The organism is Rhizobium changzhiense (genome assembly GCF_013087625.1).
In the GTDB taxonomy this organism is placed as follows: Bacteria; Pseudomonadota; Alphaproteobacteria; order Rhizobiales; family Rhizobiaceae; genus Rhizobium; species Rhizobium sophorae.
Genome location: NZ_JABFCQ010000004.1, coordinates 72,464 through 90,459, shown reverse-complemented (window position 1 = coordinate 90,459; position 17,996 = coordinate 72,464). Strand labels below are relative to the sequence as shown.

The window sequence follows — 17,996 nt, the reverse complement described above, 5'->3', positions numbered from 1 at the left end:
CAGGATCGCATCATGTCTGTCGCTTCTCCGTTTCATGGTCTTTCGGCCTTTCCGCCCACGCCCGCCGATAGGGATGGCCGGGTCGACACGGAAGCCCTCTGCCGTCTGTTGGAACGCCTGTGTGATGCGGGCGTCGCTTCGATAGGTCTTCTCGGCAGCACCGGGATCTATGCCTTTCTCACACGCGAGGAACGACGGCGAGCCGTCGAGGCTGCGGTCGAGTGCGTTCGCGGTCGTATTCCCCTCGTCGTCGGCGTCGGTACTCTCCGGACAGACCAAGCCCAGAACCTGGCGAAGGATGCCGAGGCCGCCAGTGCAGACGCTCTTCTGCTTGCGCCGGTGTCCTACACGCCGCTGACCCAGGACGAAGCCTACGAGCATTTCCTGGCGGTCACCGAGGCGGCGAAGCTGCCGCTTTGTATCTACAACAATCCCGGCACGACCCACTTCACCTTCAGCCGAGATCTTCTGCAGCGCCTATCCGATATCGAGACGATCAAGGCCGTAAAGATGCCTCTGCCTGCTGACGGCGATTTTGCAGGCGAGTTGGCGGAATTGCGAGAGAAGACCAGGCTTGCGATCGGCTACAGCGGCGACTGGGGCGCGGCCGAAGCGCTGCTTTCAGGTGCCGACGCCTGGTACAGCGTCATCGGCGGCTTGTTTCCGCACGTCGCTCTTGCCCTGAGCAAGGCCGCGATTGCAGGCGACAGCGACGAGGCGCATCGACTCGATGCTCTCCTCCAGCCGCTCTGGAAAACGTTCAAGGAGTTTGGAAGCCTTCGCGTGGTCTACACGCTGGTCGACTTTCTTTCACTCGCCAGGGCAGAGCTCCCACGCCCTCTCTTACCGCTCGGGCCGACGGACCGGCAACGTGTGCTCGAGGCCGTCGAGCCTCCGATCGCTCTAGAGAGCGAGCTGAAGCGTCAATCCTTGTTGTAGAGGCTGCTCAGCGGTTTTTTCAGGATGCTTTCGCGCAGCGACGTGCCAGGTTCCCGGCGCGAGACCGCGGGCTGGTCCGCCGGCGGTGCCGGCCGGGGAAAGACCGGCTCGTCGCGGCGCATCTCGCGGCGGAGCGCGTCCAGCCGGGGATCGATCGCAGGTGACGTGGCCGGGTCCAGCCGCGGTGTCTGCGGCAGGAGTTCGCGGCGGTAGGATTCAAGCGGCGCGGAGGCGGGCGGCGCGGCGGAAGAGGCGGGCGGCGTGTATGGCTTCGCGTCAAGATCCTCGTCGGCTGCGTCGGTCTCTTCGAAACCTGCCACGGACGCGGCATAGTTCTGCTGGAAATTCGAAATGTCGGGTCCGACGGTCACCGCCCGCATGCGGGTGACGATCTTGCGCAGATCGACCGTATCCGGATCTTCCTCGCTCTGCTTGCTGTTGGCGCTGCTCGCCTTCGGCAGGAGGTTTTCGTCCACGCGGGAAAAACGCATACGCATCGGCACGCTGATCGCCTCGCCAAAGGCGATCGCCTCGCCGTTGCCGATCGAGGAGATGAAGCTCGTCGTCGAGATCGACGAATTCGGGATGGCCGAGCGGATGATTTCCTGGTCGCGGTCGTTGGCAAGGCGCATGGCAAACAGCGTCGAACACTGCGAGAGGATCGTCTGGTCGAGCTCGCCCGGCCGCTGGGTGATGATGCCGAGCGAGACGCCGTATTTGCGGCCCTCCTTGGCGATGCGGGCGATTGCCTGGCGTGTCGGCACGAAGCCGAGGCTCGGATCGGAGGGGATGTAGCGGTGAGCTTCCTCGCAGACGACCAGCATGTGGATGGCGCCGTCGCTCCACAGCGCCACCTCGAAGGCCATGCGGCAGAGCACGGAGGCGACAGAATTGACGACCTCGGAGGGAATGCCGGCAAGCTGGAAGGTACAGATCGGCCGGTTCTCGCCGGGGATGCGGAAGATCTGCGCGATGGTTTCGGTGATCGTGTCGCTGATCGTGTTGTTGGAGAACATGAAGTGATAGCGCGGATCGTTGATCGCAGCGATGAGGCGCATCTTCAACGACCGCAGAGAGGGTTTTTCCGAACGGCCTTCCAGGCGGCCGATGCGCTCGTCGATCAGCGCCAGCAGATCGGCCATGCGGTAGGGAACCGGCGTATCGGCGGTGATCGAACTCTTTTCCGTCGTGCGCCGCACCAGCGAATTGTCGCTGCCGCGGAAGGCGCGCTTGGCTTCCGGCAGGATATCGCGCAGCATATCGAGCTCTTCGGGCACCGGCGGGCGGCCGCGAAAGACGACTTCGGCGAACTCCTCGAGCCGCATCAGCCAGAAAGGCAGGTCGAGCGTATCGGTATCGATGGTGACGGCGTGCTTCGGAAATGCGGCAGCGAATTCATTATGCGGATCGAGGATCAGCACGCGCAGCTTCGGGTCCGCCGCGATCGCCTTGTGCAGGAGCAGCGACACGGCCGTCGACTTGCCGACGCCGGTGGAGCCGACGACGGCGAAATGCTTGGAGAGCATCGAGGGGATGTGGATCGCCGCATCAATGCTTTCGTCCTGCGTCAGCTTGCCGATGACGGCGGTGGTGCCCTGGCCGGCATCGTAGATGCGCATCAGGTCTGCGGATCGGATGCGGTGCGCGATGGCGCCGAGATAGGGATAGCGCGAAATGCCGGTCGAGAATTCCTCGCGCCCGTCCTCGTCGACACGGACTTCGCCCAGCAGCTCGGTCTCGATCCTGAAAGTATTGTCCTCGCCTTCGCCCCAGGCATGGCTGCCGGTGTTCATCTGATAGACGAGGGCGACGACGCGGTTGCGGCCAACGCTGATCGAAATCAGCCGGCCCACGGACCAGAGTTCGGTCAGATCGGTGCCGCCCTGTTCGGCGACGGCGGCGATGGTGGCCCGCGACCCGCTGCATGCAACGACGCGGCCGAGAAAGCGATTTCCCGGCGCATGGCCATCGCGGCGATCATGCTCGCCTGCCTTGCCAGACGTGCGCAAGTCGTTGTTGAGCAAAGGGCTACTCCATGCGGTAGCGTAGAAGAATAGAGTCGATCCTTTAACAAATCCTTCATCCTACCGATTTTCAGGGATGCAGGCTTGGGGCAGTTTTTTATTGCGGCATGCGTTGACGCTGCGAAATTTTCTGTCTATCACTTCCGACCATGAAAATCGCAACGGCTCTTATCGTGGTGGGAAAGCGCATGGGCAGGATGGTGTAACCATCCGGCGATAGCCACCCATGCGCTAGATGACAGGCTCCCTCCGGGGCCTTTTTTTATGCCCGAAATCAGGGCTTCCGGCCACAAACGTAATCCCAGCATAAACGGAACAGACAGATGAGCACGGACAATCAGGCGGCAGGCAATCGGATGACGGGAGCGGAGATCGTTCTCAAGGCGCTGAAGGACAACGGTGTCGAACATATCTTCGGCTATCCGGGCGGCGCGGTCCTGCCGATCTATGACGAGATCTTCCAGCAGGAGGATGTCAAGCACATCCTCGTCCGCCACGAGCAGGGGGCCGGCCATGCGGCCGAAGGTTACGCCCGCTCCACCGGCAAGGTCGGCGTCATGCTCGTGACCTCGGGTCCGGGCGCTACCAATGCCGTCACGCCGCTGCAGGACGCGCTGATGGATTCGATCCCGCTCGTCTGCCTGACCGGCCAGGTTCCGACCCCACTGATCGGCTCCGACGCCTTCCAGGAATGCGATACGGTCGGCATCACCCGGCCCTGCACCAAGCACAACTGGCTGGTCAAGGATGTCAACCAGCTCGCTGCCGTCATTCATGAGGCCTTCCGCATCGCCCAGTCCGGCCGTCCGGGCCCCGTCGTCGTCGATATTCCGAAAGACGTGCAGTTTGCGACCGGCACCTACACGCCGCCCGCCGATTACGCGATCCAGAAGAGCTATCAGCCGAAGATCCAGGGCGATCTCAACCAGATCCATGCCGCGATCGAGCTGATGGCGAATGCGCGCCGCCCGATCATCTATTCCGGCGGCGGCGTCATCAATTCCGGCCCCGAGGCTTCCAAGCTGCTGCGCGAGCTGGTCGAGCTCACCGGTTTCCCGATCACCTCGACGCTGATGGGCCTCGGCGCCTATCCTGCTTCAGGCAAGAACTGGCTGAAGATGCTCGGCATGCACGGTTCCTACGAGGCCAACATGGCGATGCACGACTGCGATGTCATGGTCTGCATCGGCGCCCGCTTCGACGACCGCATCACCGGCCGTCTCAATGCCTTTTCGCCGAATTCGAAGAAGATCCATATCGATATCGATCCGTCCTCGATCAATAAGAACGTCCGGGTCGATATCGGCATCCGCGGCGATGTCGGGCATGTGCTTGAAGACATGGTCCGCCTGTGGCGGGCGCTGCCGAAGAAACCGGAAAAGGGCCGCCTCGATGACTGGTGGACCGATATCGGCCGCTGGCGGGCGCGCAACTCCTTCGCCTATACGAAGAGCAATGATGTCATCATGCCGCAATATGCGTTGGAGCGGCTCTTCGCCCACACCAAGGACCGCGATACCTACATCACCACCGAGGTCGGCCAGCACCAGATGTGGGCGGCGCAGTTCTTCGGCTTCGAGCAACCGAACCGCTGGATGACCTCGGGCGGCCTCGGCACGATGGGCTACGGCCTGCCGGCCGCGCTCGGCGTGCAGATCGCCCATCCCGACAGCCTCGTCATCGACATTGCCGGCGACGCCTCGATCCAGATGTGCATCCAGGAAATGTCGGCGGCGATCCAGCACGATGCGCCGATCAAGATCTTCATCATGAACAACCAGTATATGGGCATGGTGCGCCAGTGGCAGCAGCTGCTGCACGGCAACCGCCTGTCGAATTCCTATACGGAGGCGATGCCCGATTTCGTCAAGCTGGCGGAGGCCTATGGCGCCGTCGGCCTGCGCTGCGAAAAGCCGGATCAGCTCGACGACACCATTCTCGAGATGATCGAGGTCAGGAAGCCGGTCATCTTCGATTGCCGCGTCGCCAATCTCGCCAATTGTTTCCCGATGATCCCCTCGGGCAAGGCCCATAACGAAATGCTGTTGCCGGACGAAGCCACCGACGAAGCGGTCGCCAATGCGATCGACGCCAAGGGCCGCGCGCTCGTATAATAAGGGAAGGGACCAAGGACATGAACGCTCACCTACAGCCCACGGGCTCCGCTTACTTCATTTCGCCGGAAACGGCGGCTGTCGAAAGCCACACGCTTTCGGTTCTCGTCGACAACGAACCGGGGGTTCTTGCCCGGGTCATTGGCTTGTTTTCCGGCCGCGGATACAATATCGAGAGCCTGACGGTCTCCGAGACCGAGCACCAGGCGCATCTTTCCCGGATCACCGTTGTCACACGCGGCACGCCGCAGGTGCTGGAACAGATCAAGGCGCAGTTGGAACGCATCGTGCCGGTGCATCGCGTCGTTGACCTGACGGTGCGCGCCCGCGAACTCGGCCAGGATCGGCCGATCGAGCGCGAAGTGGCACTAATCAAGGTGATCGGCGAGGGCGAGATGCGCGCCGAGACCCTCCGCCTTGCCGATGCCTTCCATGCCAAGGTGGTGGATGCGACGGTTGGTCATTTCATTCTTGAAATCACCGGCAAGTCGTCGAAGATCGACCAGTTCGTGGCGATCATGAAGCCGCTTGGCCTGATCGAGGTCTGCCGCACCGGCATTGCCGCGATGAACCGTGGCGCGCAGGGGATGTGAGTTCGCATCGCCCTTTGCTTGGCGTCATCCTCGGCCTTGTGCCGAGGGTCTGCTGCATATCAACCGGTAGTAGATACTCGGGACAAGCCTGAGCATGACGAAAGAGGAGTCGGCGATCAGAGCATTTCCAACGGCTTTTTCTTTGCCGGCGGCGGGAAGGCGGTGTCGAGCGCCAGCCAGTCGTCGTCGGTAATGTCGAGCGAGACGCAGTCGCGGTTTTCTGCCGCGCGTTCGGCATTCGAGGTCTTCGGGATGACGATGACGCCATCGCGTTCCAGCAGGAAGGCGAGCGCCAGCTGGGCGGGTGTCGCCTGATAGGCCTTGGCGATGCGGATCAGTTCGGGATGATGCAGGATATGTCCCTGTTCGATCGGTGAATAGGCCATGATGGGAATGCCGCGGCTCTGACACCAGGGCAGCAGATCGAATTCGATGCCGCGGCGGGAGAGATTATAGAGCACCTGGTTGGCGGCAACATTGGCGCCGCCGGGCACGCGGAGCAGTTCCTCCATGTCGTCGGTGTCGAAGTTGGAGACGCCCCAGGCGCCGATCTTGCTTGATGCCTTCAGCGTTTCGAAAGCGGCGACGGTCTCGGCGAGCGGATAGTTGCCGCGCCAGTGCAAGAGATAGAGATCGATGCGGTCAGTGCCCAACCGTTCGAGACTGTGCTCGCAAGCCTCGATCGTGCCTTTCAGGCTGGCATTCCAAGGATAGACCTTGCTGACGATGAAGACCTCGTCGCGCCGGCCCCTGATCGCCTGGCCGACGATCTCTTCAGCGCCACCGTCACCGTACATTTCGGCGGTGTCGATTAGCGTCATGCCGAGATCGATGCCTGCCTTGAGGCTTTCGATCTCGGCCTTGGCATGGCCGGCATCCTCGCCCATGGCCCAGGTTCCCTGGCCGAGCGCCGGCACTTGCGCGCCATTCGGGAAGGTGATCGTCGGGATCGGGTCGTCTTGCATGATCTTTTCCATTTGGGGGAGATTGCCGCCAATTCTTATCTTTCAAGTAATCCTGTCTCCATGACAATGATGTAATGGCATCAGCAATTTAGGACAGTTACATTGACCTAAATGAAATCGGCTGCGAAGGATGGCCGGTCCCGGGAGGTTTCATGCCGCTGGATACGTTTCTCGCCCTCGTTCTCTTCGCCTTCACGACCTCGATCACGCCGGGGCCGAACAATATGATGCTCTTCGCATCGGGCGTGAATTTCGGTTTCCGCAGGACGATCCCGCATATGTTCGGGATCGGTGCCGGCTTCTTCGTGCTGTTGCTCGGCGTCGGCCTCGGGCTTGGCGCGCTGCTGCAAACGATACCTGTGATCTATACGGCGCTGAAGTTTGCGGGCGGCGCCTATCTCGTCTGGATCGCCTGGAAGATCGCTTCCTCGCGCTCGCTCAGCGAAGGCAGAACCGGCGCTGAGCCGATGTCGTTCCTCGCCGCCGCCGCCTTCCAGTGGTTCAACCCGAAAGCCTGGGTGATGGCGGTGACCGCGATGGCGACCTATACCAATCCGCAACTCTACCTCGTCAGCGTGCTGATCGTGGGTCTCGCTTTCGCGGCAGTCAATGTGCCCAGCGTTTCGACCTGGGCCGGTTTCGGCTCGGCGCTGAGGGAATGGCTTTCCTATCCGGTGCGGTTGAAATGGTTCAATATCAGCATGGCGGTACTGTTGGTGGCGAGCCTCTGGCCGATGCTAAAATAGAGTGATTGCCGGCTTCATGAGCATCAGCCAGAGAATGCCGATGACGGCGAAGAAGGCCGGAAAGCCGCAGGCGAACCAGATGCGATAGAGGCTGAAATAGGCCGGCGGCAGGGCTTTTCCCGCCGCTGCTGCGGCGCGGGCAATATCGCGCAGCCGGATCTGGATCCAGACGACGGGCAGCCAGAACAGGCCGGTTACGACATAAAGCAGCAGCGACAGCGCAATCCAGCCCTCCGACAACTCCCAGCCGATCGACCGGGCCAGCAGATAGCCGGTCACCGGCTGGAGAATGACTGCGGTGGCGGTAAAGAGGGTGTCGGCGACCACTACCGTTGCCGCAACATGGGCGATCAGCTTGGGATCGCGTGTCCGGTGCGCCATCACCATGAAAAAGGCGATGCCGGCGCCGGTGCCGAAGAGCACGGTCGCGCCGATGACATGGGCAAGCAGCAGCCATTGCTCGAGCATCAGCGTTCATCCAGGATGGCAAGTGCGGTGAACGTCAGCAGGATCGATGGCAGCACCTTGACGAGGGGGCCGAGCGGATCGAGCCAGAGCGCGGGTTCGAGCAGGCTGGCGCCGGCAAGATAGGCGAACGACACGGCCAGCATGCCGAGAAGGGCGCCTTTCGCCAGCGGACGAAGGAGGACGGCTACGCCCAGAGCGATGTCGATCAGACAGGTTGCAAGTGTCAGCGCCGTTGCCGCGGCCTCAGGCATGAACGGCAGGAAGTGAGCGGACGTCTTCTCCAGCGTCAGCAGCGGGATCAGACCTGAGAGCAGCCAGAAAGCGGATAGGCCCGATATGACGAGCGGCTTCAAAAGATAGAGCCTGGCAAACCAGAGATCCTGTACGCTGGAGGGATTGGCCGAGAGCGTCGCTGCCGCGGGTGTCGTGGCAAGGTCGCTCCTCGTTTTCGAGCTCCGCACGCCTTCCGACATGACAGTCATCGCCGTCGAGCGCAGCGGCGAACGCCAGCCGAGCAGTCCTGATAGATCGGCCAGCGATGTCACCGGGCCGGCAAGCCAGCGGGGAAGAGTGAACACGCGGGCGGGCGGCAGGCCGAGCCACTGGCGGTGAAGGCCGACGAGATCGGCGAGCGTCAGAACTTCGTCGGCGGCAAGATCGATATCGCCGGAGATGCCGCCGGAGACTGCCCGCGACACGGCTTCCGCCACATCGTCCACCGAAAGTGTTTCGACCGGACTTTCGGCATGGACCAGCGGCAGCACCAGGGGAAAGGCTGCAAGCGCCCGTAGCAGCGCCGAACCGCCATGGGCATTGCGGCCGAGAACGAGGGCAGGGCGCAGGATGAGGTAAGGCAGGCCGCTTGCCGCCAGCGCCTCGTCGGCTCGCCGCTTGGTGGCAAGGAAGGGCAGGTCGCCCGCCGCTCCCGCCGTCCTTGCCGATATCTGCACGATCAGCGGACGCGATGAGCTTTTTGCGGCGGAATAGAGCGCCAGCATCGCCTCTGCCTGGGTGGCCGACAGATCGTCCGACAGCCCGTCCTGCAGGGCGCCGGCGCAGTTGACGACGACATTCCGGTCCTTGAGGATATCGTCCCAATCCGCTGGTTTCGTCATGCGCGAGAGATCTGCGCGCCGCCAGTCGATCGCCGGCTGTTTCAGGCGTGCACGAGCGGGATTGCGGCCAAGCCCGCTCACGGCGTGGCCGTCGGCAACGAGCCGGGCCGCGACGACGGAGCCTATGAAGCCGGTAGCGCCGAGAATCAGGATGTTCATGGTGGGAGATTAGCGGAAAGCGCACGAGACATAGAAGGGCTTGGCGGGCATGTGGTGTGTGCTAAAATGAGAGGCGGATGTTTACACTGCTTCCATGGGCGTGCTTCGAGGAGGGGCGAGGCTTTGCGACGATTCCGCTTCTCCCCAGCGGGGAGAAGATGCCGGCAGGCAGATGAGGGGGTGAGCGGCAAAGCCGCGAATGCTCTGAGCGAAAGCGAAGGGCAACAATGAATGGCGTGCCGTGCGGCCCCCTCATCCGACCCTGCGGGCCACCTTCTCCCCGCTGGGGAGAAGAGGGAACCAAGCCGCGGACTCGCTTACTTTTCAGACCCGCCAGAGAGGGTCAGAGCCACCTATCTGCCGTACCGGGAGGACATTGCCTTGCACGACCATGACGACGACCATGCTCAGGGACATGAGCACGCCCACGGGCATGATCACGACAACCATTATTCCGACATGCAGGCACGCGTGAAGGCCCTGGAAACGCTGCTGACGGAGAAGGGGCTGATCGATCCGGCGGCGATCGACGCGATCGTAGAGACCTACGAGACGAAGGTGGGACCGAGAAACGGCGCGCATGTCGTCGCCAAGGCCTGGAGCGATGCCGATTTCGCCGACTGGCTGAAGCGTGATGCGATGGCGGCCATCGCCAGCCTCGGCTATACCGGCCGACAGGGCGAGCATATGCGCGCCGTCTTCAATACGGCAGAGACCCATAATCTCGTCGTCTGCACGCTCTGCTCTTGTTATCCCTGGTCGGTGCTTGGCCTGCCGCCGGTCTGGTACAAGGCGCCGGCCTATCGCTCGCGCGCCGTCATCGATCCGCGCGGCGTGCTGGCCGAATTCGGTCTGACCCTGCCGGAGGACAAGAAGATCCGCGTCTGGGATTCGACGGCGGAACTGCGTTACCTCGTCATTCCCGAACGGCCCGAAGGGACCGACGGAATGGATGAGCAGACGCTCGCCGGCCTCGTCAGTCGCGATGCGATGATCGGCACGGCCGTTGCCCGCAGGCCGGGGAGCGCCACATGAACGGACCGCACGATCTCGGCGGGCAGATGGGCTTTGGGCCGGTCGCGCCCGAAAAGGACGAGCCCTATTTCCATGCCGAATGGGAAAAGCGGGCGCTCGGCATTACGATTTCCTGCGGCGCTTTCGGCGCATGGACGATCGATGAAAGCCGGCATGCGCGCGAGAATATTCCGCCGGCCGATTACCTCGCCGCCAGCTATTACGAGATCTGGATCCGCGGCATCGATAAGCTGCTCGAACGGCATGGTTTTGCGACTCGTGAGGAGCTGCTGTCCGGCCATGCGCAGCAGCCAGGAGCCGTTCCGAAGCGGGTGCTGAAGGCGGACATGGTGCCCGGCGTTCTGGCGAAGGGCGGGCCTTGCGATCGTCCTGTTAAGACCGCGCCGCTCTTTGCGGTCGGCGAGACGGTGAGGACGAAGAATTTCAATCCGACGACGCATACGCGCCTGCCGCGTTATGCCAGGGCCAGGACCGGTGTGGTCGAGGCAGTGCAGGGCTCTTTCGTTTTCCCTGACGACAATGCACATGGCAAGGGCGAAAACCCGCAATGGCTCTATACGGTCGTTTTCGACGGCGCGGAGATTTGGGGAGGAGATGCCGATCCGACGCTGACGGTGTCGATCGATGCGTGGGAGAGCTACCTTGAGCCGGCATGAAATGTCGCCGCTGACGCAATCGCCCAGCCTGCCGAGGTCGCCGGAGGGCGAGCCGGTTTTTCCCGAGCCATGGGCGGCTGAGGCTTTCGCCATGACCGTGCACCTGCACGCACAAGGCCTGTTCAGCTGGAGCGAATGGGCTGAAACGCTTTCCGCGCAATTGCACAAGCCCGGCCGGGCCGAAGATGGCAGCGACTATTTCGACTGCTGGGTGGCGGCACTCTCCGACCTCATCGTCGACAACGGCATCGCCGATGCGGAAACGATCCTGGCGCTGCAGCAGAGCTGGCAGCGGGCGGCAGAAGCGACGCCGCACGGACGGCCGATCGAGCTTTGCAACGATCCCTCACGCTGATCCTCACGACGGGAACTGCTTGTAGCACTCCTCGGCCACCTGACGCAGCGTCTCGCGGGAGATTTCGCCGGTGACGGCATAACCGAGTTCGCCGTCGATCCAGTAGAAGGTTTCGAGATTGCCCGATGAGGCGAAGCGGAAGCTCGTCGTGCGGTTCTCCGTGTTGCGGCCGACCATGACGGTCAGGCGCTCGCCGGCCTGGTTTTCATACATGAACATGGCACCCGGCCTGCCGTCGACCGGCAGCAGGCGGCCGCCGACAAGCTTGAAGCCGAGCGGCTGCAGGTTCGGGATCTTGAGGTTCTGGATTGCCAGGCGCTTACCGAGCCAGGTGGCGAGGTGGACCTCCTCGTCTGCAAAGACCTCGACGGGATGGCGAACCTCGGCGGCATAGACCGTGAAAGCGGTCTGGGCCTGTTTCGGCAGGGTCTCGGAGCCGGCAAGCTGCAACTCCGGCTTTTCCAGAAGCGCGGGGCCATAATGGCCGCTGACGGCGCCGAGCGTGAAGACGAGGAGGGCTGATGCGGCAATCGCCCAGCGTTTCGGTCCCGATGAAACGGCGCGCGGGGGGACGACGAGCAGAGGATCGGTATCCTTCGCCTTCTCATAACCGGCAAACAGCGATCGGATGGCTGAGTTCTGCGCCTGCCATTCGGCGACTATCACCGCCTCGTCGGGATTGTCGGCCAGGAAGGTCTCGATGCGGGCGCGCACCGTTTCCGGCAGCTGGCCGTCGGCATAGGCGTGAAGGTCGGCTTCGGTGACGCTCGGATTGGTCTCGTTCATTTCGGTCTCCGAAGCGTAATGATGTTGTCGGCTTTCAATCGCTCGGCGACGCGCCGGCGGGCGCGCGACAGGCGCGACATGACGGTGCCGATCGGGATATCGAGCGCGGCGGCGACTTCGCCATAGGTGTATCCCTCGATGACGACCAGCATCAGCACCGCGCGGTGTTCCTCTGAAAGGCTGTTCAGCGCATCGTCCAGCCGGGCACGTTCCAGCGGATCGGCGGGCGGTTCGGACGCGGCCAGATTTTCTGCGGCACCGAGCTCGACAAGGCCGTCGCGCGTCTTGCCGCGCCGGCCGTTGCGGTAGAGATTGGTCATGATGGTCAGGACCCAGCCGCGCAGGTTGAGGCCGCGCCATTGGCCGCGGCGCGTGAGAACCTTTTCGACACAATCCTGGAGCAGGTCCTCGCCATCGGCATCCGAGCGCGTCAGGCTGCGCGAATAACGCCTGAGCGAGGGCAGGAGGGCCAGGATCTGGCCCTCGAAACTTTCGGGTGCGGGTATCTTCATGCCGGCTCTCTTGGCATCAGGGCCCGACTATCAAGGTTTGGCGAGATCCCAGTTGCCGCCGACGCCGTCGCCGGTGATGTCGCCCGTCTTCTTGTCCTTGACCCAATAATAGAGCGGCATGCCGTCCTTGGCCCATTGCTTCGTGCCATCCTTACGGTCGATGATCGAATATGCACCATCAGCCTTGGCATCGGAAGCCGCCATCAGCGGAGGCCAATTCTTGGCGCAATCATCGTAGCAGTTGGAAACGCCCTTCACGTCCTTCTTGAAAGTGTAGAGCGTCATGCCGTTTTCGCCGGCAAGCACCTTGCCCTTGGCGGATTCCACGGTCGTGACAGGAGCGGCGGCGAAAGCAGCGGTCGCGGCAAGGGCGGCGGCCGCCAAGACGGACAGGAATTTCACGGATTTCATGATGTCTCTCCTCAGGTTGGGCACGCAATCTTGCGCTACCTGAGATAAGACACGAGGCGCGGTGGTTTTATTCCAGGCGCAGCAAAAGTTTTCATGGCGGGCGAGGTGGGCCGAAGCCCGTTTCGCCCGCCATGGCGTGTCGGCGCCTTGCCGGCTATTCTCCGGTGGCGGTCGCCGCCGCCATGTCGACCCAGACCGCTTCAAAAATATGGCCATCGGGATCTTCGAAGGCACGGTTGTAGAGCCAGCCCATGTCCGTCGGCGCGCGCGGATCGGCTTTGCCCCCGGCGGCCGCGGCTGCCTCGACGATAGCGTCCACTTCTTCGCGGCTGTCCATCGTCAGGGCGATCAGCACTTCGCTCGCCTTTTGCGCTTCGGCGACAGGCTTTGGCGTGAAGGTCGCGAAAAAATCGCGCGTCAGCAGGTGGAAGAAGATGGCGTCGGACCAGACCATATTCGACGCCTGATGGTCGCTGAACTGTTCGTTCTTGCTGCAGCCGATCGCTTCGTAGAAGCGGGTCGCAGCAGCAAGGTCTTTTACCGGCAGGTTCACGAAGATCATCTTGGGCATTGCAGTTCTCTCCTCTTCTTTTGTCTTTCGGGCTTTGTTTTCCAGGCGGCGGCTCGGCTCACACAAATTCCTGCACGATCGTCTCGCTGGCATGAATACAGACGATTTCGAGTCGTCCGGTGCCGACATTCTCGAAGCGGTGGGGAATGTTGGCGGCCACGACGACGATATCGCCGGGAAAGGCGCGGGTCTTGGCGTCGCCTACGGTAAATTCGGCTTCGCCTTTCCTGACTGCCCACGTTTCGGAATAGGGGTGAACATGCAGGTCAGGCCCTTGGCCGGGCTCATTGTCGACCAGGAAAAGCGATATCTCGCCGCCATGGTCACGGCCCTCGAAGCGGACCGTGCGGCTCTGATCGGGCCGCGGTTCCTGGTGGCGAAGAATACTGAACATCACGGGCTTCCTGCTGGTGCCATCTGCGATCACAAAACTATCTTCGCGAGAAGATATATCCTCAAAACTGTCTTCCTGTCAAGATATCTTCCTTGATATGGATGGAAGGTGTATGTCTCGGCTGTGGTGGCATATGAGGCAGAAAATGACGAATGGAACTAAAGGAGACGGCTCTTACGAGGATCATGTCGACCGGCTGCGCCGGCAATGGGCGCTGGAACTGCCCGACCTCGACACCGAGCCGATGGCGATCCTGGGCCGGGCCTTTCGGCTGTCGAACCTGGTGCGCCCGAGCATTGAGGCGACCTTTGCCGATTTTGGCCTCGACCGCGGCGAATTCGACGTGATCGCAACGCTTCGCCGTTCCGGACCGCCTTACCGGCTGACCCCGACGGAGATGTATTCGGCGCTGATGATCTCCTCGGGAGGCCTGACCCACAGGCTCGACCGGCTGGAGAAGGCGGGACTGATCCGCCGGGAGAAATCGCCGCGCGATGGGCGCAGCGTATTGGTGGCATTGAGCGAGGCGGGTGCGGCACTCGCCGAAAAGGCCTTCCGCACCGACATGGCGAGCGAATCTTCGTTTCTGCAGGCTCTTGACGGAAAGGAGCGCGAGGCGCTCGCTGTGCTGCTGCGCAAGCTGATTGCGGGAATTGAAAACCAGCAGGCGCAGGGAGAGGACGAGAACGGGGGCTGAGCGGAGATCGGAGCCCGCATCGCCGTTCAGGCAGCAACACGCTGCTTTTGCAGTTCATTTACATCATGTCGATTTTCGGATATGATATGTCCTTAATTCCATTGGCAGAACCAGCCATCACACGAGTTGCTGAATGATCCTGAAAAGCCAGGTCGAGTGGGCGCTTCACTGCTGCGCCATTCTCGCGGGCCTGCCAGAGGGCAGGTATCTTTCCACCAAGGCGCTCGCCGAGCTGCACGGCCTGCCGAAGGAATATCTCTCCAAGGCGCTGCAGAGCCTTTCGCAGGCATCGCTGGTCGAGACCACGCTCGGCCCAAGTGGCGGCTACAGGCTTGCCAAGACCCCCTCGGATATCAATTTTCTCGAGATCGTCGAGGCGGTCGAGGGGAAGGCCCGCAGCTTCACCTGTACGAATATCCGGGCGAACAATCCCTGCCGGCCGGAGGGGTATTGCGACAGCAAGCCATGCGCGGTGGCGCGCATCATGTGGGAGGCCGACGAGGCCTGGCGGGATACGCTGAGGCGCGTCCGGCTTTCCGATCTGGTCGGCACCTTGTCCGAGGAAGTGCCGGCCGACATTTGGCGCAGCACGTTCGAATGGGTGCTCAAGCGCGCCGGCTGAGCGGGGGGGGCGCCGATCTCTACGCCTTGAAGATGGTCCTGATGGTCTTCAGGATGGCATGCGCATTGCGGGCATGTTCCGGGGGCAAGGAGGCGCCGTTGCGGAAACGCTCGGCGCGGCTGGCGAGATGGTCGGCGATTTCTTCCGCCAGCGCCGGGCGTTCGCTTAAGAGCGGCGCGAAGGCCTCCTGGTCGATCTCATAGGCGGTCACGGGGGTCAGAGCCTCCAGGGTGCAGACTTCCTGCATGCCGGCGAGGAGTCCGGTCTCGCCAAAAAAGTCGCCCGGCGCGAGCCGTCCGCGTTCCTCGCCTGCGTTCCGCGCTGCGATGATGCCGGCGCGCACCATCATCAGTGAGGGAAGCATTTCGTCCTCCCGCACGATCACATGGCCCTTGCGGAACTCCCGGACAGTCGTGGTTTCGGCGAGCCTGCGCTTCTCATCGGATGTCAGCGTCGTGAAGACCGGAATGGCCTCGATCAGGGCAAGCGGCGTTACGCTCGGCGGCTTTGCGCTTTCTTCCGTCGGCAGATCGGCGGTCAGCACCGTCGCCGACGGCGGAATGGCCAGCAACAGGCCGGCGGATTTGCAATGGCGATAGACGAGATCGAGCACTTCGTTCCGCGCCGGCACCCGCTGGCTTGGGCTTGTCACCCGAAACTGCAGCTCGACCTCAAGCGCCGTGGCATCCAGCCCCTTGAGTGCTACGACCGGCGGCGGCTCGCGCACGATCGAATTGCAGCTCGCAAGCGCCGTTGCCATGACTTGGCGGACCGATGCCGGCATCCGCGTCGGGGCGATGCGGATGGTGAGGATCAAGAGATGGGTCTCGTCCGGCCGGCTTACATTCGTCAGGCCTAGCTTTGCCAGAAAACTGTTCGGCAGAACGACGATATTGTTTGCGCTGGTCAGGATATGCGTCGCGCGCCAGTTGCTTTCGACGACGCGCCCCTCTGTGCCGTCGCTCAAGAGGATCCAGTCACCGATGATGTATGGCCGGCCGAGCGTCAGGGCGATGCCGGAGAAGACGTCAGCGAGCGTGTTCTGCAGCGCCAGGCCGAGAATGATCGCGACCACGCCCGAGGTTGCAACGAGGGTTCCGATCGGCACGCCAAAGACGAAGGCCAGAACCGACAGGGCCATGCCGATATAGACGACGCCGATAACCAGATCCTGAAGCAGGCGGGCCTCTCGCGGGCTGCCCTCCAGCACCAGATAGAGCCTGATGAAACCGATGACGGCCCATGCCAGATGGATCCACCAGAGCGTTTTTGCGACGATGATGAGCAGGGCCTGCGGATCTTCCGAGCCATATCCCTGAAACCGGTGAGGTTCGATGCCGCTGCCGACGAGGATCAGCGTCATCACACCAAAGAACAGGATCTGCACCACCAGTCGCGTCGTCGGCCGCTGGCGGGAAAGCAGATGCCAGACGACGATGCCGGCGAAGCCGACTGTTATCAGCGATATCAGAGGCTTGCCGAAGAACGCGTCGTCAATCATCTCTCTGTCTCCGGAGGGGCGGGCGGCACATGATTCAGCATCTCGGCCGCCCACGCAAGCATCGGAGCTTCGCGCGGACGGCAGGAGTGAACTGTCACTTCTGGAGCGGATAGGTCAGCTCTTTCTGGTCGGTGTCGACGACGAAGACCGCGAGCAGGCGGGCGGGCTTGGTCTCGCTGTCATTGGCGCTGACGCCATGGCGGTCGCCCGGCATTTCGGAGAAGCTCTCCCCAGCCTTATAGACCTTGACCGGGTCGTCATTGACCTGGCTGCGGATCGACCCTTCGAGCACGGTGGCGTAGATGAAGGCCGAGTCCGGATGGGTGTGGCCTTCGGAGAAGCCGCCCGGACCATATTCGACGAGCACGCCCTTAATGCTCTTGTCGGGCACGTTCGGAAGTTGGTGCTCATAAACGAGCGTGACCTTCGCAGCCTTGCTGCTGTCATGTGCGGCCACGCCGGTGGCGGCCAGAAGGGCGAGGGCGGCGGCGAGGAATGATTTTTTGATCATCGGAATCTCCTTGGATCTGGATGCGGAGGACGCGCCCAAGCGGCCGCGTCCTGAGGACAAGTGAAATCACTTCGGCTGGGCGGACTTTGCGAACCATTGCTCGAAGGTGATCGAGCCGAGCCGCGGATTAGCGTCGGAGACGAGCGATTGGTCATTGAGCCTTGCGCCGAAATATCTCGCTTCGGCATCGACCTCGACGGTGCGCGGGTCTTTCATCGCCTTCAGATAACGGGCGACGAGCTCGCTGAGGCGGGCCTGCTCCGGACCAGCGATCTCGAGCGTCGCGTTGGCGGGAGCAGAGAGGGCCACGTCCGCCATGGCGTCCGCCACGTCGTCAGAAGCGATCGGCTGCACATAGGCCGGCGACAGGTGGACCGTCTGGCCGACGGTGCCCGATTGGGCGATGCCGTTCAGGAATTCCATGAACTGCGTCGAATGCACGATGGTATAGGGAATACCCGACGCCTTGATCAGCTTTTCCTGAGCAAGCTTGCCGCGGAAATAGCCGCTTTCCTGCAGGCGCTCGGTGCCGACGACGGAGAGGGCGATATGGTGCTTGACGCCGGCGAGTTTTTCGGCGGCGAGAAGATTGCGGCCCGAGGTCTCGAAAAATTCGAGCACGGCGTTATCCTCGAAGGACGGCGAATTGGCGAGGTCGAGCACGACTTCGGCGCCTGAGAGCGCCTCTGCCAGCCCTTCTCCGGTGATCGTGTTGACGCCGGAGTTCGGCGAGGCAGCGATCACGTCATGGCCGCGTTTGGCCAGGCGTTCGACAGTCTTCGAACCGATGAGGCCGGTTCCGCCGATGACAACGATTTTCAT

General features: G+C 62.5%; 21 protein-coding genes. 9 read left to right on the top strand and 12 right to left on the bottom strand.

Translation table 11 applies throughout. From position 1 onward, the window contains the following. Window positions 1–12 precede the first annotated feature (12 nt). Entirely contained in the window at window positions 13–939 is a 927-nt protein-coding gene (locus G9X68_RS20620; RefSeq protein WP_171604018.1) for a dihydrodipicolinate synthase family protein, read from the top strand. Here the strand turns inward: G9X68_RS20620 and G9X68_RS20615 are convergent. Beyond that, window positions 924–2,963 (bottom strand): ATP-binding protein, encoded by a 2,040-nt coding sequence (locus G9X68_RS20615; protein WP_171604017.1) that lies wholly within the window; start codon window positions 2,961–2,963, stop codon window positions 924–926. The two genes, G9X68_RS20620 and G9X68_RS20615, sit on opposite strands and share 16 nt — an antisense overlap. Window positions 2,964–3,286: 323 nt before the next feature. On the opposite strand from G9X68_RS20615, the gene G9X68_RS20610 reads away from it, so the two are divergent. Together G9X68_RS20610 and ilvN are read left to right on the top strand one after the other, a co-directional pair. Next, window positions 3,287–5,077 (top strand): acetolactate synthase 3 large subunit, encoded by a 1,791-nt coding sequence (locus tag G9X68_RS20610; protein WP_171604016.1) that lies wholly within the window; start codon window positions 3,287–3,289, stop codon window positions 5,075–5,077. Window positions 5,078–5,097: 20 nt separating this feature from the next. After that, the gene (ilvN, locus tag G9X68_RS20605; RefSeq protein ID WP_168310041.1) at window positions 5,098–5,670 is read left to right on the top strand and encodes an acetolactate synthase small subunit; all 573 of its coding nucleotides are present in this window, start codon (window positions 5,098–5,100) and stop codon (window positions 5,668–5,670) included. Window positions 5,671–5,786: 116 nt separating this feature from the next. Here ilvN and G9X68_RS20600 read toward each other — a convergent pair whose 3' ends face one another. After that, window positions 5,787–6,635 carry an aldo/keto reductase gene (locus tag G9X68_RS20600; protein ID WP_171604015.1) on the bottom strand — a complete coding sequence of 283 codons (849 nt, stop codon included), beginning with the start codon at window positions 6,633–6,635 and terminating at the stop codon, window positions 5,787–5,789. A 152-nt stretch (window positions 6,636–6,787) separates the two neighbouring features. Between G9X68_RS20600 and G9X68_RS20595 the strand changes: the two genes are divergently transcribed. Continuing rightward, window positions 6,788–7,381, top strand: a complete 594-nt coding sequence (locus tag G9X68_RS20595) for a LysE family translocator (RefSeq protein WP_171604014.1) — start codon at window positions 6,788–6,790, stop codon at window positions 7,379–7,381. Here the strand turns inward: G9X68_RS20595 and G9X68_RS20590 are convergent. Beyond that, window positions 7,373–7,849 (bottom strand): DUF2269 family protein, encoded by a 477-nt coding sequence (locus tag G9X68_RS20590; protein WP_171604013.1) that lies wholly within the window; start codon window positions 7,847–7,849, stop codon window positions 7,373–7,375. The genes G9X68_RS20595 and G9X68_RS20590 overlap by 9 nt on opposite strands. After that, a complete protein-coding gene (locus G9X68_RS20585) occupies window positions 7,849–9,123 on the bottom strand; it encodes an SDR family oxidoreductase (RefSeq protein WP_171604012.1) in 1,275 nt (424 codons plus the stop codon). The genes G9X68_RS20590 and G9X68_RS20585 overlap by 1 nt, the downstream gene beginning before the upstream one ends. 381 nt (window positions 9,124–9,504) lie before the next feature. On the opposite strand from G9X68_RS20585, the gene nthA reads away from it, so the two are divergent. Genes nthA through G9X68_RS20570 form a run of 3 tightly spaced genes read left to right on the top strand, consistent with a single transcriptional unit; the run spans window position 9,505 to window position 11,169 of the window. After that, window positions 9,505–10,158 carry a nitrile hydratase subunit alpha gene (nthA, locus tag G9X68_RS20580; RefSeq protein ID WP_171604011.1) on the top strand — a complete coding sequence of 218 codons (654 nt, stop codon included), beginning with the start codon at window positions 9,505–9,507 and terminating at the stop codon, window positions 10,156–10,158. Continuing rightward, window positions 10,155–10,814, top strand: a complete 660-nt coding sequence (gene nthB, locus G9X68_RS20575; protein WP_171604010.1) for a nitrile hydratase subunit beta — start codon at window positions 10,155–10,157, stop codon at window positions 10,812–10,814. Before nthA ends, nthB begins: the two co-directional genes overlap by 4 nt. Further along, the gene (locus tag G9X68_RS20570; protein WP_171604009.1) at window positions 10,801–11,169 is read left to right on the top strand and encodes a nitrile hydratase accessory protein; all 369 of its coding nucleotides are present in this window, start codon (window positions 10,801–10,803) and stop codon (window positions 11,167–11,169) included. The genes nthB and G9X68_RS20570 overlap by 14 nt, the downstream gene beginning before the upstream one ends. A gap of 3 nt (window positions 11,170–11,172) precedes the next feature. Here the strand turns inward: G9X68_RS20570 and G9X68_RS20565 are convergent, their stop codons facing one another. The 5 genes from G9X68_RS20565 to G9X68_RS20545 all read right to left on the bottom strand — a co-directional run bounded on the left by G9X68_RS20565 (window position 11,173) and on the right by G9X68_RS20545 (window position 13,843). Beyond that, on the bottom strand, window positions 11,173–11,955 hold the full coding sequence (locus G9X68_RS20565) for an anti-sigma factor family protein (RefSeq protein WP_171604008.1): 783 nt from the start codon (window positions 11,953–11,955) through the stop codon (window positions 11,173–11,175). Beyond that, window positions 11,952–12,467, bottom strand: coding sequence for an RNA polymerase sigma factor (locus tag G9X68_RS20560; RefSeq protein ID WP_171604007.1), 516 nt, complete (start codon window positions 12,465–12,467; stop codon window positions 11,952–11,954). The genes G9X68_RS20565 and G9X68_RS20560 overlap by 4 nt, the downstream gene beginning before the upstream one ends. Before the next feature lie 30 nt (window positions 12,468–12,497). Then, complete coding sequence (locus G9X68_RS20555; RefSeq protein WP_171604006.1) at window positions 12,498–12,878, bottom strand: COG4315 family predicted lipoprotein; 381 nt, start codon at window positions 12,876–12,878, stop codon at window positions 12,498–12,500. 154 nt (window positions 12,879–13,032) lie between these two features. Further along, window positions 13,033–13,449: a VOC family protein gene (locus G9X68_RS20550; RefSeq protein WP_171604005.1), complete on the bottom strand. Its 417-nt coding sequence runs from the start codon at window positions 13,447–13,449 to the stop codon at window positions 13,033–13,035. A gap of 58 nt (window positions 13,450–13,507) precedes the next feature. Beyond that, window positions 13,508–13,843, bottom strand: coding sequence for a cupin domain-containing protein (locus G9X68_RS20545; RefSeq protein WP_171604004.1), 336 nt, complete (start codon window positions 13,841–13,843; stop codon window positions 13,508–13,510). Between the two features lie 145 nt (window positions 13,844–13,988). Here G9X68_RS20545 and G9X68_RS20540 point away from each other — a divergent pair, with 145 nt between their 5' ends. Beyond that, a complete protein-coding gene (locus G9X68_RS20540) occupies window positions 13,989–14,540 on the top strand; it encodes a MarR family winged helix-turn-helix transcriptional regulator (protein WP_171604003.1) in 552 nt (183 codons plus the stop codon). A gap of 133 nt (window positions 14,541–14,673) precedes the next feature. Further along, window positions 14,674–15,162, top strand: a complete 489-nt coding sequence (locus G9X68_RS20535; protein WP_012758212.1) for an RrF2 family transcriptional regulator — start codon at window positions 14,674–14,676, stop codon at window positions 15,160–15,162. A gap of 19 nt (window positions 15,163–15,181) precedes the next feature. On the opposite strand, the gene G9X68_RS20530 is transcribed toward G9X68_RS20535, so the two are convergent. From G9X68_RS20530 to G9X68_RS20520, 3 genes are all read right to left on the bottom strand, one after another. Continuing rightward, a complete protein-coding gene (locus G9X68_RS20530) occupies window positions 15,182–16,663 on the bottom strand; it encodes a cyclic nucleotide-binding domain-containing protein (RefSeq protein WP_171604002.1) in 1,482 nt (493 codons plus the stop codon). 94 nt (window positions 16,664–16,757) lie between these two features. Beyond that, window positions 16,758–17,174, bottom strand: a complete 417-nt coding sequence (locus tag G9X68_RS20525) for a cupin domain-containing protein (RefSeq protein ID WP_171604001.1) — start codon at window positions 17,172–17,174, stop codon at window positions 16,758–16,760. Between the two features lie 66 nt (window positions 17,175–17,240). Continuing rightward, a complete protein-coding gene (locus G9X68_RS20520) occupies window positions 17,241–17,996 on the bottom strand; it encodes an SDR family oxidoreductase (protein ID WP_171604000.1) in 756 nt (251 codons plus the stop codon).

What these genes read in the sequence shown, in the direction of transcription:
- G9X68_RS20525 (WP_171604001.1), bottom strand. Translation starts at nt 17,174, where the DNA reads ATGATCAAAAAATCATTCCTCGCCGCCGCCCTCGCCCTTCTGGCCGCC.
- G9X68_RS20550 (WP_171604005.1), bottom strand. Translation starts at nt 13,449, where the DNA reads ATGCCCAAGATGATCTTCGTGAACCTGCCGGTAAAAGACCTTGCTGCT.
- G9X68_RS20555 (WP_171604006.1), bottom strand. Translation starts at nt 12,878, where the DNA reads ATGAAATCCGTGAAATTCCTGTCCGTCTTGGCGGCCGCCGCCCTTGCC.
- G9X68_RS20535 (WP_012758212.1), top strand. Translation starts at nt 14,674, where the DNA reads ATGATCCTGAAAAGCCAGGTCGAGTGGGCGCTTCACTGCTGCGCCATT.
- G9X68_RS20620 (WP_171604018.1), top strand. Translation starts at nt 13, where the DNA reads ATGTCTGTCGCTTCTCCGTTTCATGGTCTTTCGGCCTTTCCGCCCACG.
- G9X68_RS20610 (WP_171604016.1), top strand. Translation starts at nt 3,287, where the DNA reads ATGAGCACGGACAATCAGGCGGCAGGCAATCGGATGACGGGAGCGGAG.
- G9X68_RS20600 (WP_171604015.1), bottom strand. Translation starts at nt 6,635, where the DNA reads ATGCAAGACGACCCGATCCCGACGATCACCTTCCCGAATGGCGCGCAA.
- nthB (WP_171604010.1), top strand. Translation starts at nt 10,155, where the DNA reads ATGAACGGACCGCACGATCTCGGCGGGCAGATGGGCTTTGGGCCGGTC.
- G9X68_RS20540 (WP_171604003.1), top strand. Translation starts at nt 13,989, where the DNA reads ATGACGAATGGAACTAAAGGAGACGGCTCTTACGAGGATCATGTCGAC.
- G9X68_RS20595 (WP_171604014.1), top strand. Translation starts at nt 6,788, where the DNA reads ATGCCGCTGGATACGTTTCTCGCCCTCGTTCTCTTCGCCTTCACGACC.
- G9X68_RS20545 (WP_171604004.1), bottom strand. Translation starts at nt 13,843, where the DNA reads ATGTTCAGTATTCTTCGCCACCAGGAACCGCGGCCCGATCAGAGCCGC.
- G9X68_RS20565 (WP_171604008.1), bottom strand. Translation starts at nt 11,955, where the DNA reads ATGAACGAGACCAATCCGAGCGTCACCGAAGCCGACCTTCACGCCTAT.
- G9X68_RS20590 (WP_171604013.1), bottom strand. Translation starts at nt 7,849, where the DNA reads ATGCTCGAGCAATGGCTGCTGCTTGCCCATGTCATCGGCGCGACCGTG.
- G9X68_RS20560 (WP_171604007.1), bottom strand. Translation starts at nt 12,467, where the DNA reads ATGAAGATACCCGCACCCGAAAGTTTCGAGGGCCAGATCCTGGCCCTC.
- G9X68_RS20585 (WP_171604012.1), bottom strand. Translation starts at nt 9,123, where the DNA reads ATGAACATCCTGATTCTCGGCGCTACCGGCTTCATAGGCTCCGTCGTC.
- G9X68_RS20520 (WP_171604000.1), bottom strand. Translation starts at nt 17,996, where the DNA reads ATGAAAATCGTTGTCATCGGCGGAACCGGCCTCATCGGTTCGAAGACT.
- G9X68_RS20530 (WP_171604002.1), bottom strand. Translation starts at nt 16,663, where the DNA reads ATGATTGACGACGCGTTCTTCGGCAAGCCTCTGATATCGCTGATAACA.
- ilvN (WP_168310041.1), top strand. Translation starts at nt 5,098, where the DNA reads ATGAACGCTCACCTACAGCCCACGGGCTCCGCTTACTTCATTTCGCCG.